The 15,262-nt window shown below is 69.1% G+C and carries 15 protein-coding genes; 6 read left to right on the top strand and 9 right to left on the bottom strand.

Features of this window, described 5'->3' with window-relative positions; all coding sequences use genetic code 11:
• Positions 1-40: 40 nt before the first annotated feature.
• The 3 genes from EAO73_RS26280 to EAO73_RS26270 form a co-directional block, all read right to left on the bottom strand.
• A complete protein-coding gene (locus tag EAO73_RS26280; protein WP_147974056.1) occupies positions 41-898 on the bottom strand; it encodes an aldo/keto reductase in 858 nt (285 codons plus the stop codon).
• The gene (locus EAO73_RS26275; RefSeq protein WP_147974055.1) at positions 895-1,329 is read right to left on the bottom strand and encodes a cupin domain-containing protein; all 435 of its coding nucleotides are present in this window, start codon (positions 1,327-1,329) and stop codon (positions 895-897) included. Before EAO73_RS26275 ends, EAO73_RS26280 begins: the two co-directional genes overlap by 4 nt.
• Before the next feature lie 212 nt (positions 1,330-1,541).
• Positions 1,542-2,558: a zinc-dependent alcohol dehydrogenase family protein gene (locus EAO73_RS26270; protein WP_147974054.1), complete on the bottom strand. Its 1,017-nt coding sequence runs from the start codon at positions 2,556-2,558 to the stop codon at positions 1,542-1,544.
• A gap of 266 nt (positions 2,559-2,824) precedes the next feature.
• Between EAO73_RS26270 and EAO73_RS26265 the strand changes: the two genes are divergently transcribed.
• Positions 2,825-3,736, top strand: coding sequence for a helix-turn-helix transcriptional regulator (locus EAO73_RS26265; protein WP_147974053.1), 912 nt, complete (start codon positions 2,825-2,827; stop codon positions 3,734-3,736).
• 88 nt (positions 3,737-3,824) lie between these two features.
• Here the strand turns inward: EAO73_RS26265 and EAO73_RS26260 are convergent, their stop codons facing one another.
• Both EAO73_RS26260 and EAO73_RS26255 read right to left on the bottom strand, forming a co-directional pair.
• Positions 3,825-5,135: an MFS transporter gene (locus EAO73_RS26260; protein ID WP_224756459.1), complete on the bottom strand. Its 1,311-nt coding sequence runs from the start codon at positions 5,133-5,135 to the stop codon at positions 3,825-3,827.
• A gap of 324 nt (positions 5,136-5,459) precedes the next feature.
• On the bottom strand, positions 5,460-5,774 hold the full coding sequence (locus EAO73_RS26255) for a hypothetical protein (RefSeq protein WP_147974052.1): 315 nt from the start codon (positions 5,772-5,774) through the stop codon (positions 5,460-5,462).
• Positions 5,775-5,890: 116 nt separating this feature from the next.
• Between EAO73_RS26255 and EAO73_RS26250 the strand changes: the two genes are divergently transcribed.
• On the top strand, positions 5,891-7,558 hold the full coding sequence (locus tag EAO73_RS26250; protein ID WP_224756458.1) for a hypothetical protein: 1,668 nt from the start codon (positions 5,891-5,893) through the stop codon (positions 7,556-7,558).
• A 160-nt stretch (positions 7,559-7,718) separates the two neighbouring features.
• On the opposite strand, the gene EAO73_RS26245 is transcribed toward EAO73_RS26250, so the two are convergent.
• On the bottom strand, positions 7,719-8,213 hold the full coding sequence (locus EAO73_RS26245) for an HpcH/HpaI aldolase family protein (RefSeq protein WP_147974051.1): 495 nt from the start codon (positions 8,211-8,213) through the stop codon (positions 7,719-7,721).
• Here EAO73_RS26245 and EAO73_RS26240 point away from each other — a divergent pair.
• Positions 8,138-8,584: a DUF3500 domain-containing protein gene (locus tag EAO73_RS26240; protein WP_147974050.1), complete on the top strand. Its 447-nt coding sequence runs from the start codon at positions 8,138-8,140 to the stop codon at positions 8,582-8,584. The genes EAO73_RS26245 and EAO73_RS26240 overlap by 76 nt on opposite strands.
• 138 nt (positions 8,585-8,722) lie before the next feature.
• Here the strand turns inward: EAO73_RS26240 and EAO73_RS26235 are convergent, their stop codons facing one another.
• A complete protein-coding gene (locus tag EAO73_RS26235) occupies positions 8,723-9,703 on the bottom strand; it encodes a CehA/McbA family metallohydrolase (RefSeq protein ID WP_191134228.1) in 981 nt (326 codons plus the stop codon).
• A gap of 587 nt (positions 9,704-10,290) precedes the next feature.
• Between EAO73_RS26235 and EAO73_RS26225 the strand changes: the two genes are divergently transcribed.
• A complete protein-coding gene (locus tag EAO73_RS26225; RefSeq protein WP_147974049.1) occupies positions 10,291-11,778 on the top strand; it encodes an FG-GAP and VCBS repeat-containing protein in 1,488 nt (495 codons plus the stop codon).
• A 36-nt stretch (positions 11,779-11,814) separates the two neighbouring features.
• Here EAO73_RS26225 and EAO73_RS26220 read toward each other — a convergent pair whose 3' ends face one another.
• Positions 11,815-12,480, bottom strand: coding sequence for an HAD family hydrolase (locus tag EAO73_RS26220; RefSeq protein ID WP_147974048.1), 666 nt, complete (start codon positions 12,478-12,480; stop codon positions 11,815-11,817).
• A 320-nt stretch (positions 12,481-12,800) separates the two neighbouring features.
• Between EAO73_RS26220 and EAO73_RS26215 the strand changes: the two genes are divergently transcribed.
• Both EAO73_RS26215 and EAO73_RS26210 read left to right on the top strand, forming a co-directional pair.
• Entirely contained in the window at positions 12,801-13,913 is a 1,113-nt protein-coding gene (locus tag EAO73_RS26215) for a PP2C family protein-serine/threonine phosphatase (protein WP_147974047.1), read from the top strand.
• Positions 13,914-13,989: 76 nt separating this feature from the next.
• Positions 13,990-14,526, top strand: a complete 537-nt coding sequence (locus tag EAO73_RS26210; RefSeq protein WP_147974046.1) for a hypothetical protein — start codon at positions 13,990-13,992, stop codon at positions 14,524-14,526.
• 50 nt (positions 14,527-14,576) lie between these two features.
• Here the strand turns inward: EAO73_RS26210 and EAO73_RS26205 are convergent, their stop codons facing one another.
• Positions 14,577-15,191 carry a hypothetical protein gene (locus EAO73_RS26205; protein ID WP_224756456.1) on the bottom strand — a complete coding sequence of 205 codons (615 nt, stop codon included), beginning with the start codon at positions 15,189-15,191 and terminating at the stop codon, positions 14,577-14,579.
• Between the last annotated feature and the right edge of the window lie 71 nt (positions 15,192-15,262).

The following is a 15,262-nucleotide window of genomic DNA, read 5'->3' as shown; positions in this document are numbered from 1 at the left end:
GACGCGGTCCGGTGCGTGGCGACCTGCCCGGGTGCGGTCCCTACTTGCCGCTGTAGACAGGGAAGGCGGCGTGCTCGCCGTAGTCGCGCTCGTCGAGGGTGCCCAGGGTGGCCATGTCGTCCTCAGAGATCTCGAAGTCGACGTCCGCATTGGAGCGCATGTGCGCGGGGTTCGCGGTCTTCGGCAGCGGCTGCGTGCCCAGTTGCAGGGTGTAGCGGATACAGAGCTGCGGAACGCTCACCTGGTACTTCTCGGCGATCGTCTTGATCTGGCGGCTGTCGAGGAGCGCGCCGTGGGCGATCGGCGAGTACGCCTGCACGAGGATGTTCCGCTCCTCGCAGAAGTCCAGCAGCTCGACGGGGGTGTTCCCGGCGTGCAGGAGCACCTGGTTCACGTGCGGTGCCACGGTCCCGTTGGCGAGGATGCTCTCCAGGTCGGACGGGAGGAAGTTCGACACTCCGATGGCACGGATCTTCCCTGCCTTGTGGGCGTCCTCCAGGGCGCGCCACGCCTGGAGGTTGCCCTCGGCGTAGTCGCCGCCGCGGAAGTCGTCCCACGGCTGCGGGGCGTGGATCAGCATCAGGTCGATGTAGCCGACGTCCAGCTTGGCCAGCGACTCGTCGATCGCTGCGGCAGCCGTGTCGTGGTCCTTGATCTCGGCGGCGAGCTTCGTCGACACGAACAGGTCCTCGCGCGCCACGTCGGAGGTGCGGATGCCTTCTCCGACGCCGCGTTCGTTGCCGTACGCCTGTGCGGTGTCGATGTTGCGGTAGCCGATCCCGACTGCGGCGCGTACGGCGTCGGCGGCTTTGTCGTCGTCGATGAACCACGTGCCCAGTCCGAGCTTGGGGATCTCGACGGCGTTGGAAAGGGTGTAGGTCTCGTTCAGGGTGCTCATGCGCTCTCTCCGCTCTTGGGCAGCCGGTCGTACACCGCGTCGGTGACCGGCTCCAGCCATTCGTTGGTGACGTCCTCGCCCGGCGTGATGAAGGCGAGGTGGGAGAACCACGAGTCGGCCTTCGCACCGTGCCAGTGCTTCGTGCCCGCCGGGACACGGATTACAGTGCCGGGGGTCATGCCGACCGGGTCCTGGCCTTCGGCCTGGTACCAGCCGCTGCCGGCCGTGCACAGCAGGATCTGGTCGCCGCCGCTACCGGTGCCGTGGTGGATGTGCCAGTTGTTGCGGCAGCCCGGCTCGAAGGACACGTTGCTGACCGGGACACTCCCCCCGGTCAACGGAGCCAGATAGCTCTGTCCGATGAAGTTCTCGGCGTAGGCGTCGTTCGTGTGGCCGAGCGGGAAGATCTGCTCGAATCCGTTGTCGGTCATATCGGCTACCTCCAGGATCATGATGATGTGCGGTATCTGAGCACTCCTTGACGGACCGGGCCCCGTCCGTGACGGCGGACAGCACGAGGGCGGCGACCGCGCTGGTCGACAGCGGGACGAGGGAGGAGGCACGGGGCGGCGGTGTACTCCTCGTCGGTGACGGGGGCCGGCCAGTGCACGACGGCATGGTCGTCCTTGTGCGGTGAATGGGGTCAGGGCTTGAGGAGGGTCTTGATGGCGCGGCGCTCGTCCATCGCCTTGTAGCCCTCGGCGACCTGGTCCAGGGGCAGGGTGAGGTCGAAGACCCTGCCCGGGTCGATCCGGCCCGCGAGGACGCGGTCGATGAGGTCGGGCAGGTAGCGGCGTACGGGGGCGGGGCCGCCGCGCAGGCCGACGTGGGAGAAGAACAGCTCCTGCCCGTCGAGTGCGACCTCGTGCGGGACGCCGACGAAGCCGACGTTCCCGCCCGGCCGGGTGGAGTGCAGGGCCTGGGCCATGGCCTGGGCGGTGCCCACGCACTCCAGGACGCTGTCGGCACCGATCCCGCCGGTCAGCTCCTTGATCCGGGCGACGCCCTCCTCGCCGCGCTCGGTGACGATGCCGGTCGCGCCGAACTCCCGGGCCAGCTTCTGCCGGGACTCGTGCCGGGACATGGCGATGATGCGCTCCGCACCCCTCTCCTTCGCGGCGATCACCGCGCACAGGCCGACCGCGCCGTCGCCGACAACCACCGCGGTCGAGCCCGGCTTCACCTCGGCGGCGTCCGCTGCCCACCAGCCGGTGCCCATGACGTCGGAGACGGCCAGCAGGCCGGGCCACAGTTCCTCGTCGGGAACCTCGTCGGTGGCGACGAGGGTGCCCTGCGCGTTGGGGATACGCACGTACTCGGCCTGGCAGGTCGACATGAACTCGCGGTTCAGGCAACTCGACTGGAAACCGTTGCGGCAGTTCGCACAGACGTTGTCCGAGGTCGCGAACGAGCCGACGACGAACTGGCCAGGCCTGACCGCGGTGACCTCGGAGCCGACCTCCTCCACGAAGCCCACGTACTCGTGGCCCATCGGGTGGGCCTGCTCGGTCGGCTCCGCCCCGCGGTAGGGCCACAAGTCCGAGCCGCACACACAGGTCACGGCCGTCCGGATGACGGCATCGGTCGGCTTGAGGATCTTCGCGTCGTCCACGGTCTCGAAGCGGATGTCGCGGTGGGCGTGGATCACTGCTCCGCGCATGAGAAAAGGTTCCTTACGTACGGTGGCGACCGGCACACGAACGGTGTGCCATCGGGCCGCTCGACTACGGTTGCGGGCCCGGTTCCTTGGCGGCGCAGATGTGCCGCGCGTTCCGGGGGCGGGCGCCGCGTCCACCCCGGGCCGGGGTGATCGGCGGCCGCCACGTCATCCAGGTAACCGCCATTGCGCGCGGGCAGCGAGTCACTGACAAGGGGTGTACCAGCAGTACATCCCTCCCTCGCCGGGCGGGCCGTACCGTCGAAGGCATGGACAATCGTGAAGAGGTCCGCGAGTTCCTGACCTCGCGGCGCGCGAAGATCACCCCCGAGCGGGCGGGCCTTCCCTCCAGTTCCCGCCGCCGGGTGCCGGGACTGCGGCGCAGCGAGGTCGCCGCCCTGGCCGACGTGAGTGTGGAGTACTACTCGAAGCTGGAGCGCGGCCAGCTCGCCGGTGTCTCCCCGGCGGTTCTGGAGGCCGTCGCCCGTGCGCTCCAGCTCGATGACGCCGAGCGCGCCCATCTGCTGAACCTGGCACGGGCCGCTGACGGCTCCGACGTACTCACCCGTCCCAAGCGCCGACGTACGAAGGCCCAGTGGACGCCGCACCGCAGCCTCCAGTGGATGCTGGACGCCGTCACCGCGGGCCCCGCACTCGTCCGTAACGGCCGTATGGACGTCCTGGCCGTCAACCCGCTCGCCCGCGCGTTCTACGCCGACCTGTACGCCGCCCCTGGTAACCAGCTGAATCTGGCCCGGTTCCAGTTCCTCGATCCGGCTGCCCGGCGCTTCTACCCCGACTGGGAGCGCTTCGCCGATATGTGCGTGCCGATACTGCGGAGCGAGGCGGGCCGCAACCCGTACGACAAGGACCTGCACGACCTGGTCGGCGAGTTGTCCACCCGCAGCGAGGAATTCCGCATCCGCTGGGGCGCCCACAACGTCCGCCACCACGGGGCCGGCACCAAACGCTTCCACCACCAAGCCGTCGGAGAACTCACCCTTGCCTACGAGGACCTGGAACTGACCGCCGAACCGGGCCTGACCCTCACCGTCTACACCGCCGAGCCAGGCTCCCCGTCCGAGGAAGGACTACGCCTGCTCGCCTCCTGGGCCGCCACCCAGGAACCTCAGCAGATCACCACGGCACCCGCCATGCCCCCCTCCCCCGGGCAGAGGTGAATGCTCCGGGGCCGCAGGACTCGGAGGACCGGTCGCTGAGCGCGGTCACCGGCCCCGTTTCTACGGTCCGTATCTCCTGATGGATGTGCTATGCCTTCGCCTCGACATCCTCGACGTTTCCGTGTGGCAGTGCTTCGGGGCCCCGGCCGGCTGGGGCAACCCTGAGGAATGCGATAAGCACGCACGGTGCCACGGCCAGGGCCGATACCAGGAAGATTCCGCGCGGACTCCACCACAGGACGGCCAACGAGGCTGCGATGAAGCCGAGTACATGGGCAAAGTTGTCGACCATCGTGTCGATGCCTTCGACCCGCCCGAGGTACGCGGTCGGGATCCTGCTCATGTAGAGCGAGCTGACTGCGACGTTGTACGGCGCGTTGGACAGGGCGCTGATCGCAACGCCGACGCCCAGCACGTAAACGTTCGGCGCGATACCGATGACCACCTGGGCGACACACAGCCCCACCATGGACAGGGCCATGATCCTGCCGAGATTAGTGGATTTGGCCAGCGCGGTCACCGCTACGGCCGCCACCACGGCGAAAGCGCCGTTGAGGGAGTAGATGTAGCCGAGCGACGACGGGCCCAACGCCAGAGTCCGGGCGATCAGGAAGATCAGCCCGTAGTTGGTGCAAGCGGTCAGGAAGGCCACCCCGTACGAGGCGAGCAGCAGGGAGCGGATGGGCCGGCTCTGCAGGATGATCCGGATGCCGTCGACGAAATCCGCCCAGGGCTTCGCGTCCGCGGCGCCGACTGATTCGGTGGCCTCGCGTACGTCGTCCCCGTCGGTGCCCAAATCCGCCGCGGCCGGGGCTGCGGTGAGTTCTCGGCGCAGGACCCACAGGATGACTGCGGAGACGGCGAAAGTGGCGCTGTCGAAGAGGAAGGCGCGGCCGGCGCCGCCGAAGGCCAGTGTCACCGCGGCCAGCGATGGCCCCACGATCTGCATGACCCACTGGCCGGTTTCCATCATCCCGTTGGCGCGCGGCAGCCAGTCTGCCGGCACGAGTCTGGGCAGGAGGGCGAACGAGGACGAGGAGAAGAACACCGCGATGCCGTTGCCTACCGCGACCAGCACGAGCGCCCCTGCGGCGTTCTCCGTGACGGCGCACCAGGCCAGACCGAGGCCAACGGCGAAGCGGACGAGATCCGCCACCACGAGCACGGTGTACTTGTCGTAGCGGTCGGCGATGACACCGGAGATCCCGCCGAGCAGCATGCCCGGCAGTGTGGCGAGCAGTACGACGAGCAGCCGGGTACCGATCGAACCGGAGGTCGTTTCGAACAACCAGACGTTGACAGCCAGAAGACGGAATGAATCGCCGATCATCGAGATGGCGAAGGACGCGTAGAACAGCCCGAAGGCGCGGGGCATCCGTATCGCGCCGGGAACTCTCATCCTCATGTCTTCTCCCGCCGTCTTTGACCGTTCGTCGTCTCTGCCGCTACCTCGCCGAGTACCACGAATCCGGCAAGCAATTGCTCGGGGTCGGGTGTCTCAGCAGTCTCCCTGCCGTCGGGCGGCTGAACTGCCGGCGGGATCGTCACCCGGTGCGCGGCGAGGGCGATCACGGCACGATACATCCGTTGACGCGCTCAAAGCCGCCGCCTGTCAGCTGCCGCTCGCCCCAGATCTTGGCAACGCAGGCCGTCTACCGGCCGCAGCCCCACCATTCATGATCACGATCCGCCCTGGAGTACCAGGCGCACGAGTGTGAGGTACTCAGAACCCGTCGCCCCAGCCGAAGGTGATGTTGTACGCCCGCTGGAGCGCGTGGCGGCCATGGTCTCCGTCGGCATAGGCCCAGGCGAGGGCTGCGGAGAACCAGAGCAGAAATATTCCGCTGACGATGCCCAGAGCGACCGGCTTGCCGTACCAACTGAGCAGGATCAGGGCGATCGTCACGATTGCCGCGCCCAGGTGGGCCCCCCTTGAGTCGAGCCGCGCGGCGTTGCGGGCTCTTCTGCGTTGGGCCCGTTCCGCAGCGAAGCGTTCCTCTCGGACGGACTGCGGTTCGTTCTCGTCGAAGAAGTTCATCTCTCATCCCCCTGGCCCTGACGCTACCTGGGCGGCCCGGACCACGTGGAGGAACACAAGCTGAACGACCCGGATTCCGGGCGTCGCGGTGGCCGGAGAGCGGGCAGATCATCGTCATGGCGCTTGGTAGCACCTCGCCGGCCGCACTGTGCGCTGTCGGAAGGCGACTGCCCCGTCGGACGCGGCCGCTCGCGCGCATCGTCGCCGGTGAAACGCGGTGGACGGTCGGGAGGCCAGTGCTGTTACATCGGTCTGCCACCGGCCACCAGCTGATCGGCCCGGTCATTGGGAAGAGGGACCGATTGCGTGACGTACTGCTGGGGCTGGCCGAGAACCCGGCCCTGCCCGCGGGGATCTTCTCCCGGCTCGTGGCGAGCGGCGACGAGGACGTCCTGTTCACACTGGCTGACCGCGACCGTCTGACACCTTCGCAGGCCAGAGAGCTTGTCGCCGTCGGAAACCCGTCGTTGACCGGGTTCCTGATCCGTTGCGGGCTGGTGACGTGGCCCGAGATCCCGCAGGAGCAGCCCTGGCGGCTCCTCGACGCGGTCCGCGGCGGGGTTGCGCCGGCTGACGTCTGGAGGGAGATCGCAGCCGATCCGGACTCGGAAACCCGGCGTGAGGTCGCGTACGCCGACGGCGCCCCCGCCGACGTCATCGCCTTCCTCGTCAGCGACTCGGACGTGTGGGTCGTGGCCAACGCCGCCGAGAACCCGAACCTTCCACCCGGGCTGTTCCCCGGCCTCGCACGCCATCCCAACACCGTCATACGGCAGGCTGTCGCCGAGAACGAGAACACGCCGCCCGCGCTGCTCGCCGCGCTCCTGGCCGATGGCGGAGGGCCGGCGCCCACGCGCTGCGGTGCCTGCTGGAACCGCGAAACGGCGTGCGCGGACCACTCACCCGGCATCCTGTGCATCCGGCTGGCGGCCGCCAGGCACCCGGCCGTACCGCCCGAAGGGCTCGCTGCTCTCCTGGCCGCCGCCGACGACCGGACGACTGAGGCGGTCGCAGCCCGCACCGACCTGTCGGTCGACGTGCTGGAACGGCTCGCCCACCACCCGTCCTGCGACGTCCGGGCTGCCATCGCCGCCAACTCCGCCGTGCCCGAAGCTCTGCTGCGTTCCCTTGCCGCCGATCGAGCCCCTGAGGTCCGCCGAGCCGTCGCTGAGAACGCGGCCGTCCCACTGGACCTGCTCACCCGTATCGTGGCCAACGAACGGATGCCGGGCGAACCGGTACCCCGTGTCGAGTCTGCCACCGAGCTCGAGCTCCGGACGTTGGCCGCGAGTCGGGGGGGGGCGCAGGCCAGGGCCCTCGTCGCCGACCGGACCCGCCTGCCACGTGATCTCACCGAACAGCTCGCCACCGACCCCGACATCGCAGTGGCCCAGCGGATCGCCGCCCGATCGGAACTGGACCCCGAACGCCTCGCAGGACTCAGCGAACGGCACGGGCCGCCGGTCTTCGCCGCGGTCGCCCGCCACCCGGGCTGCCCCGCCGACCTGCTGCAACGGATGGCAGCCCACCCGGCCGTCACCAAGCGCGCAATGCGAGAGATCGCGAACCACCCGGCGGCACGGGCCGATACGTTGCAGCTCTGCCTGGCCTCCCAGGATCCCCGGACCCGGCACCGCGCCGCCGTCCGCACCACCCTGCCCCTCCCTGTTCTGGAAAGCCTCATCGACTCCCCCGACCGCGCCCTCGCCCAGGCGGCCGCGACCAACCCAGCACTCCCCGAGCAGGTAATGGAACGGCTCATCACACGGGCTCTCACCGAGTAACAGCCCAGGCCCTGGTCGCCTGTTGGGACGTACACCTTGAACGGCACCGAGCGCCGCCGCGACGCCCCCGGGGTCACCAGGCCGCCGGAGGCGGGAGGCCACCGGGAGTCTCCGCCTCCCGGACGGCTCGGTGTTCGGGGGAAGGGTCGAACGCAGTCCCTCACTCGACGGTCCGGCTCGTGCCGGGTCCGGGGATGAAGTGCTCGGACAGGGACTCGGAGCCTCGGGCGAGCATGGCGACGTCAGCGCCTACGAGGACGAACGCCGCTCCGGCCTCGAGGTAGGCCGACGCATGGGCGGGATCGAAGGCGTTGATGCCGACGGGCTTGCCGGCTCTGCGGACCGTCTCGAAGACCCGTACGGCGGCGGCCACCACGTCGGGGTGGGTCTGGCCGCCTATGAGGCCCATCGACGCGGCGAGGTCCGAAGGGCCGACGAAGACGCCGTCGACCGCGGCGATCTCGGCCGCGTTCCGGACGCCGGTGGCCGACTCGATCTGGACGAAGAGCGAGACGTGTTCGTCGGCGTCTGCCAGATAGTCGTCGGCCCGGCCCCAGCGGGCGGACCTCGCGAGGGCCGATCCGATACCTCGGTCGCCGCGCGGCGGGTACCGTACGGTCCGCACGGCTGCCTCGGCCTGTTCCGCGGTGTCGATCTACGTGGAGACCGGCCCCGAGGAACTGTCCCGGCAGTACCGCGAACAGGTCCTGGCGTCCGACCCACGCGGTCTCCGTTTCGCCTGCCTGGGCGGGAGGACGTGAGGCGGACAAGGCGCACTACTACCGGATCTCCACGCGCGACCTGCTCGTCGAAGCCGACAACGCGGTGGCCGCTGGACAGCACGCGCACACCGTCTGGCGTGACCTCAACAACGACCTCGGCCAGGGGCTGCTGCTCGACCACTACGCGCAGCACGGCCCGGACGGCAGGCATCTGCGCCGCCGGCTCGTCTCGAACCGGCCGACGGAGAACGCCCCTCTCGAAACAGACGGGTGGTACGTCCCGGAGGTGTACGCGAAACACTGACCCCGCCCCGTGAAACCCATCGACTGCCGGGCCGCCCGCTTCCGGCCGCTCGGCGGTCGACACCTGAGGCGCAAGCCGCCGTGGTTCAGCCGCCCCATCTGTCTCCGTCGCCTGCGCACCGTACGGAAAAGCGAGTGGTCAGAGGAGAACGATCGGATTGGTGAGAGCGGCGATGTCCCCGCTGCGGTGGTGGACCTCGACGCGAACGAACATCGACTCGACCGCCGTCGTGGCCCACCGCGCCACCCCCGCCCCCTCAGCGGGGAGGGACACCTGGTGAATGCTTCCTCCATCGGTGTGGAAACCGACCACCCCCATCGGCACACCTCGTACTGCTGCCCGCACTTCGACCCGCCCACCGGACGTGATGAGCTCTTCCCCCACCCCGGCGACACGACCCTCGGCATGGGCGGTGAACGTCACGTCCACGTCCGCCGACTCGGCGATCCAACTGCGGCCGGCCCGGATTCCCGCAAGGATCGCCTCGGTGGCCAACTCCTCGGCAAAGACCACCGTATGAGGGGTGCCGAGCTGCCCCTCCAGATGAGTGTCGCTGTTACCCATCGCCGGCCGCCACGATCCCGTCCGCATGTCCGCTGCCAGGCTCCGCCCCCACTCGGCCAAGGTGGCCTCGTTGTCAGCATTCCACGGTCGGTCCAAAGTCCACAGCCCGTTCCAGACCTCCACCACGTCGAAGCCCCGTAGCGGAAACATGAAGTCGCCCGACGGATAGGGCGCATGCGGGTGGGCGGCGACGCACAGCCCTCCGACTCGGTGGACCTGATCCAGGCACTGATCGATCAAGCCGTCCCCGACCTGGTGGTTCCAGTCGACGACCTGGTCGGGCATGGTGCCGAGCGCGAGCCAGTGCCCGGTCTTCGTGGTCACTTCCTCACCGAGGATGATCAGGAAGTCATCATCGGCGAGGTGACCCCAAACCCCGTATTCCGCAGCCGAGTTGTGCTCCGTCGTCGCCATGAAGTCCAGCCCGGCAGCGCGCGCACGAACGACCAGCTCTTCAGGTGCGAGTTCCCCGTCGGAGTGAACCGAGTGGACATGGCAGTCCCCGCGGTACCAGGCCGGCCCACGTCCCAACGCCCGTCTCGGCGGGAAGCTCACGTTCGAGGCCCGCCTTCGGCGGACCCTGGAGCGGAACAAGGGAATCTCCGGCCCGCACCTGTCCTGGCGACACGACCGTGGCGAGCCCCCGCCGGTGTGCGTACGAGGAGGTTCGGCCGGAAGCGACGCTCATCGACGGGAACGCAGGTGCAGCAGGCCCGGCATCCTGCGGAATCGACGTGTGTTCTTCCCCGAGCCGAACTTGCCCTGTGCGTCGCGACGAGACGGTCACCAGCCAACTCCCTGGCCTCCACCCCAGCCCGATGGAGTCGCTCGCCTCCTGTCGGCTTGATCGGGGACCGCCAATTCCGTTCGATCACTCCCGCTTCGATCGTCATCCGGATGAGGTTACAAGAGCGTGGGAGCAGGTCACCGTGGATACTCCCCGGCAATTGCGGGACACCGTCCAGCAACAGGTCGCGGGGCGGGGCGGCCACGAACTGCCCTCGCTCGCCCCGACTGCCTTGTCCAGCAGCCGAGTTCACCTTCCGTTCGCCGTGCAACCTTCTCGCCGTCGTACGAGTCTCCCATGCGAGCCCTCATACCTCGTACGCCAGTGGCTCCGCGTACGCGACCAAGGAGAATTTGTGGGCATTCGCACCACGCTGGCCATAGCCGTCTGTGCTGCAACGGCATTGTCGGCCGGTACGGCCGTCGCCGCCCCCGGCAGCACGTCCGCAGGTACGGCCAGGAGTACAGCAGCTACCACCGTGCGCGAGGACTTCAACGGGGACGGCTATCAGGACCTCGCCGTCGCCGCCCCCGCCGCCACGGTGGCCGGACACACCTGGGCCGGATACATCACCGTCAGCTACGGCTCGGCCGGGGGTCTGACGACAGCGAGCACCACGGTCATCGATCAGAACACCGCGGGCGTGCCGGGGGCACCGGGTGACGATCACGGCTTCGGCTACCGGATGGTCGCCAAGGACCTCGACCACGACGGGCTGACCGACCTCGCTCTGGTCACCCACGAACGGTTCCTGGGCGAGGGATACGCCATCAACGGCTCCGTCATCCTGCTGTGGGGCAGCACCGGCGGCATCACCGGCCAGGGCGCGGTCCGTATACCGGCTTCGCCCGATACCCAGATCGGGGACAACATCACCGCCGGGGACTTCGACGGCGACGGGACGACGGACCTGATGATGCTGCGCGGAGACGACGGGGAGCAGCGCAGCGTGCTCTACGGGCCGTTCACCCGGGCCGGGGAGCCCGCCCGCGAGCAGCGGATCTTCATGTTCAGCACGGACAACACCATGTCGAACACGGCGGCCGGCGACTTCAACGGCGACGGCATCGACGACCTGTGCACGTTCTTCGTGTACGAGAACCACGCCGAGGGCGGCAAGCTGTGGCTGGGCACCTCGAAGGGGCTGTCCACGAAGTCGACCGCGCTCCCGAGCGCCGCGGCCACCGCGGTCGGTGACTTCGACAAGGACGGCAAGGCCGACCTCGCCACCCGGGTGATCCCGAACGGCATCACGGAGGATCTGCCCGCGGACCCGGGATCCATCAAGATCTACTACGGTTCCGCGTCCGGTCCGAGCGCCACCCGGACGAAGACGATCACCCAGGACACCGCGGGCGTGCCCGGGGTGAGCGAGAAGGGCGACCAGTTCGGCGCCCGGCTCAGCGCGGGTGACGTCAACGGCGACGGCTACGCCGACCTGGCCGCGGGTGTGCCTTTCGAGGCCATCGAGAGCACCAAGGGAGCGGGCGCCGTGGTGCTGCTGAAGGGTGGCTCCGGCGGACTGAACGGTACCGGTTCGCAGTCCTTCCATCAGGACTCGGCCGGGGTGCCGGGCGTGGCGGAGACCGGTGACCACTTCGGCGGATCGGTCCGGCTGCTGGACATCAACAAGGACGGCAAGGCGGACCTGGCTGCCGGTGCCCCAGACGAGGACCTCGACGCGGTCGCGGACGGCGGTGCCGTGTGGTCGCTGCGGGGCGCTTCCTCGGGGCTGACCGCGACGGGCTCGTTCGCCTTCAACCCGGTCGACCTGGGCGCCCCGGTGCTCAAGTCCCGCTTCGGCCTCGACCTGTCGAACGACAACGGCCCGAACATCGGCTGACGTACCCGACGAAAGCGGGGTGGTGCCGTTCCGTGCTCACGGAACGGCACCACCCCGTGTCGTGGCTCGGGCGGCCGGCTTCGCGGCCGCGTCCACGACAGGCGCGACGAGCCGGCGAAGGTCGCGGATGTCGCGGTAGAGCACGGCGGTCATGCCGGCCCGGCGGGCGGCGTCGATGTTGGTCCGGCTGTCGTCGACGAAGGCACACCGGTGAGCGGGTACGCCCGCTCGCTCGGCGGCGATCCTGTAGATCTCGGCGTCGGGCTTCGCGATGTGGACACGGGAGCTGTTGACCACGTGGTCGGCAAGGTCGGTGAGGCCGAGCCGGGCGAGGTCGTCGTCGAGCCAGACGGTGGCGTTGGTGACCAGCACGACCGGGATGCTGCGACGGACCTGGCGGAGCAACCCGACCACGTGCTGATCCACATGGGACGGAGCATGGGCGAAGGCCGTGGCGAGATCCGCTGCCTGCCGGACGGGGATCTGAGCGGTCAGGGCCTCGGCGATGGAAGCGGCCCACTGGTCCCGGCTGATCCGGCCCAGCAGCAGCGGCAGATCCCGCTCGGGGGCGAACGCGATCTCCATGGTGGTTCCGGGAGCGATCCCGGCGGCTCGCTCCTGGCGGGTCACCTCGTCCAGGTCATAGAAGCGGATGACGTTGTCCAGATCGCACAACAGGGCATCGAACGCGAGGTCGCTCATAGCCGGTGATCATGTCAGAGCATCCCACGACGCCCGGATCCCGGGCTCTTTGTCACGCACTGCCCGCGGAGTTCACCCCTGGGGTGGCGGCCCCATGACGGGGCCCGTTGAAAATGACCCCCAAGCTCACCGGCCCGCTCCGACAGCTCGGCGACGCGTCAGCTCGGGCGCGACCGGCTGCCACGCCGGGCACTGAGCGCTCCAGCACGCGCCCGCGTGGACGCACGTCGTCCGCGCGGGCCCTCTCCTTCCTGGTGAAACGGCAGGCCGGGACCGCGTCGACCGATGCGAGCCGGGCGGGCGCGGTATAGAGAGGAGTCATGCCGCAGCACGCCGAAGGACGCCGCCAGCCGCTGCGATCAGGCCGGGCACTGCTCGCTGTCCCCATCGGCTGGATCGTCGCGGTCTTCGTGGTCGACGTCCTCGCGCCGCCCGACATCCATCTGGGCCCATTGCTCGTGGCGGCTCCGGCGATCACGGCGTCGATCGGTGGCCCCTGGTCGGTGGGGATCGTGGCCGCACTGGCGGTGATCGCGCAAACGGTGGTCGGGCTGGTGCGCGATCCCGATGAACTGCTCTCGGCCAACCACGAGGCGCAGATCGCCGCTCTGGCGCTCGTGGGGATCTGTCTCGTCGTCTTCTGCGTTCTCCGGGAGCGCCGCGCACGGGAACTGGAGCAGGTGCGGTACGTCTCGGAGGCGGTGCAGCGGGTGGTCCTGCCCCCGCTGCCCCGGCGCCTCGGGCCGCTGCGCGCAGCCTCCCTCTACCTCGCGGCGGAGGCGGAGGCGCAGATCGGCGGGGACCTGTACGCGGCGGCGCGCACCGGTACGGGGACGCGGCTGATCATCGGCGATGTCAGGGGCAAGGGGGTGAGCGCCATCAGCGACGCGGCCCTGCTGCTCGGCGCCTTCCACGCCGCGGCCCGCCACCGGGCGAGCCTGGACGAGCTGGTCGCCTATCTCGACGAGAGCGTGTCCTGGGGGCTGCCCGAGTCGGACGGGGGCGGCCCCGGGGAATCGTTCATCACCGCCACCGTGCTGGACATCCCCGACCGGCACGACCGCGTACACATGGTCTCCTGCGGCCATCCCCCGCCGGTCGTACTGCGCGACGGCCGGCCGCTACGGATGGACGCCGCCGTGCCCGCTCCCCCGCTGGGTCTGGGCGGGCTCTCCCGGCCCCGGTACCGCATCGACAGCTTCCGGTTCGTCCCCGGCGACCTTCTGCTGCTGTACACCGACGGGGTCACCGAGGCCCGCGACGACTCCCGCGCCTTCTACCCGCTCGCCGAACGCATCACCGGCTGGGCCGAGGACGATCCCGACGCCTTCATCGACCGGTTCCGCTGCGATCTCCTGCAGTACGTCGGCGGGAATCTCGACGATGACGCGGCCATGATCGCGATCGGGTACGACGCCGCCCCTGGGGCCTGACGTCTCCATACGGTCCTGCGCACCCGGTCCGATCACGTACCGGCGGGCCGGGCACGGACCTGTAGGCTCCGCGCTCGTGGACGACATACGGCATACCACCATCACCGTCAGCGGAACCCTGACGCGGGAGGAATTCGACGAGGCTTTCGCAGCAACTGGATGGCTCAGGCGGCTGCGCCGGCTCATTGCCGTGGCCGCGGTGGTGATGACGGCGCTGGGCCTGAAGCCCGCCGTCGACGGCAACTCGGTCAACGCGGGGCTGCTGATGCTCGCTCTCGTCTACGGTGCGCTCTGCGTGTTCCTGCCTCCGATGCTTGCCGGTCACATGTTCCGCGCCGAACAGGCCACGGGCGAAAAACAGGCTGTCATCGACCACGCCGGCTTCGTCCTGTCCCGCGGCTCCGACGAGATCATGCGGGTGCCGTGGCGCACCATGAAGCGCTACTACCAGACGGAGCGGGCCTACACCGCCACGGGCCGCTTCGGCTGGAAGCCCGGACTGCTGATCGTGCCCAAGCGGCTGCTCACCACGACCGGCGAGACAGAACTGGTGGGCGTCTTCCGGGAGGCCTCGCTCCGCTGCTCCACGAGCAGCAGGACACCCGGCCGTTAGCTACTTCCTGACCCGCTCCGTCGGCTCCGGTGTTCGCCCCTTCTTCTCCGTCACCCGCACCGCTCGACACGATCCTTGGCCCACCACAGGAACGCGGCCGAGTGCTGCTGGTTGGCGAAGCCGTCGCCGACGAGGCCACGAAGGAGATCATTGCTCCAGAGAATGAGGCGCCCACGGGTCCAGCTCACGGACTCCGGTGCCGGAAGCTCCAAGCCGTAGACCATGCGTGCGATCTCGCGCTTGCCGCCCGCGTCCGTCATGTACGTGAGGATCGTCAGGAACCGCTCGGGGTACACCACGCACAGGACCTTCGTGAGGAGCGCTTCCTTGAAGCCGGTCATGGCGAAAGGCTTCGTTCCGTCGAGCAGTTGCTGGAGCCGCTCCTCCAGGGGCACCTCGCCAGGGCCGTACAGGAGGTAACCGATCGTCGAGCGGGTCGCCTCGGCTGCCGCCGCATCGCCCATACCGTTCCACGCCGAGTTGAACGTGGCCTGGTTCCCGGGACGCGCACCGATCTCGGAGTTGGCGAAGTCCTTGAGCACCTGTGGGTTGCACGTCTGCAGTCCGTCCGGCGCGAATACCTCTTGGTACTTGGACCAGTAGGCGGCCACACGCGCGTCGAAGTCCGGCTCGATCTCAAGATATTGCGCCTTCAGCCGGGCCACGCGCTCCATCCGCTCGGGATCGACGTCCTCGGGTTTCGGGAATCGTGCCCGGAGAACCTCGAAGGACGGGG

The organism is Streptomyces sp. col6 (genome assembly GCF_008042035.1).
In the GTDB taxonomy this organism is placed as follows: Bacteria; Actinomycetota; Actinomycetes; order Streptomycetales; family Streptomycetaceae; genus Streptomyces.
Note: the sequence above shows the minus strand (reverse complement) of the source record. Positions and strands in the feature narration are given on the sequence as shown.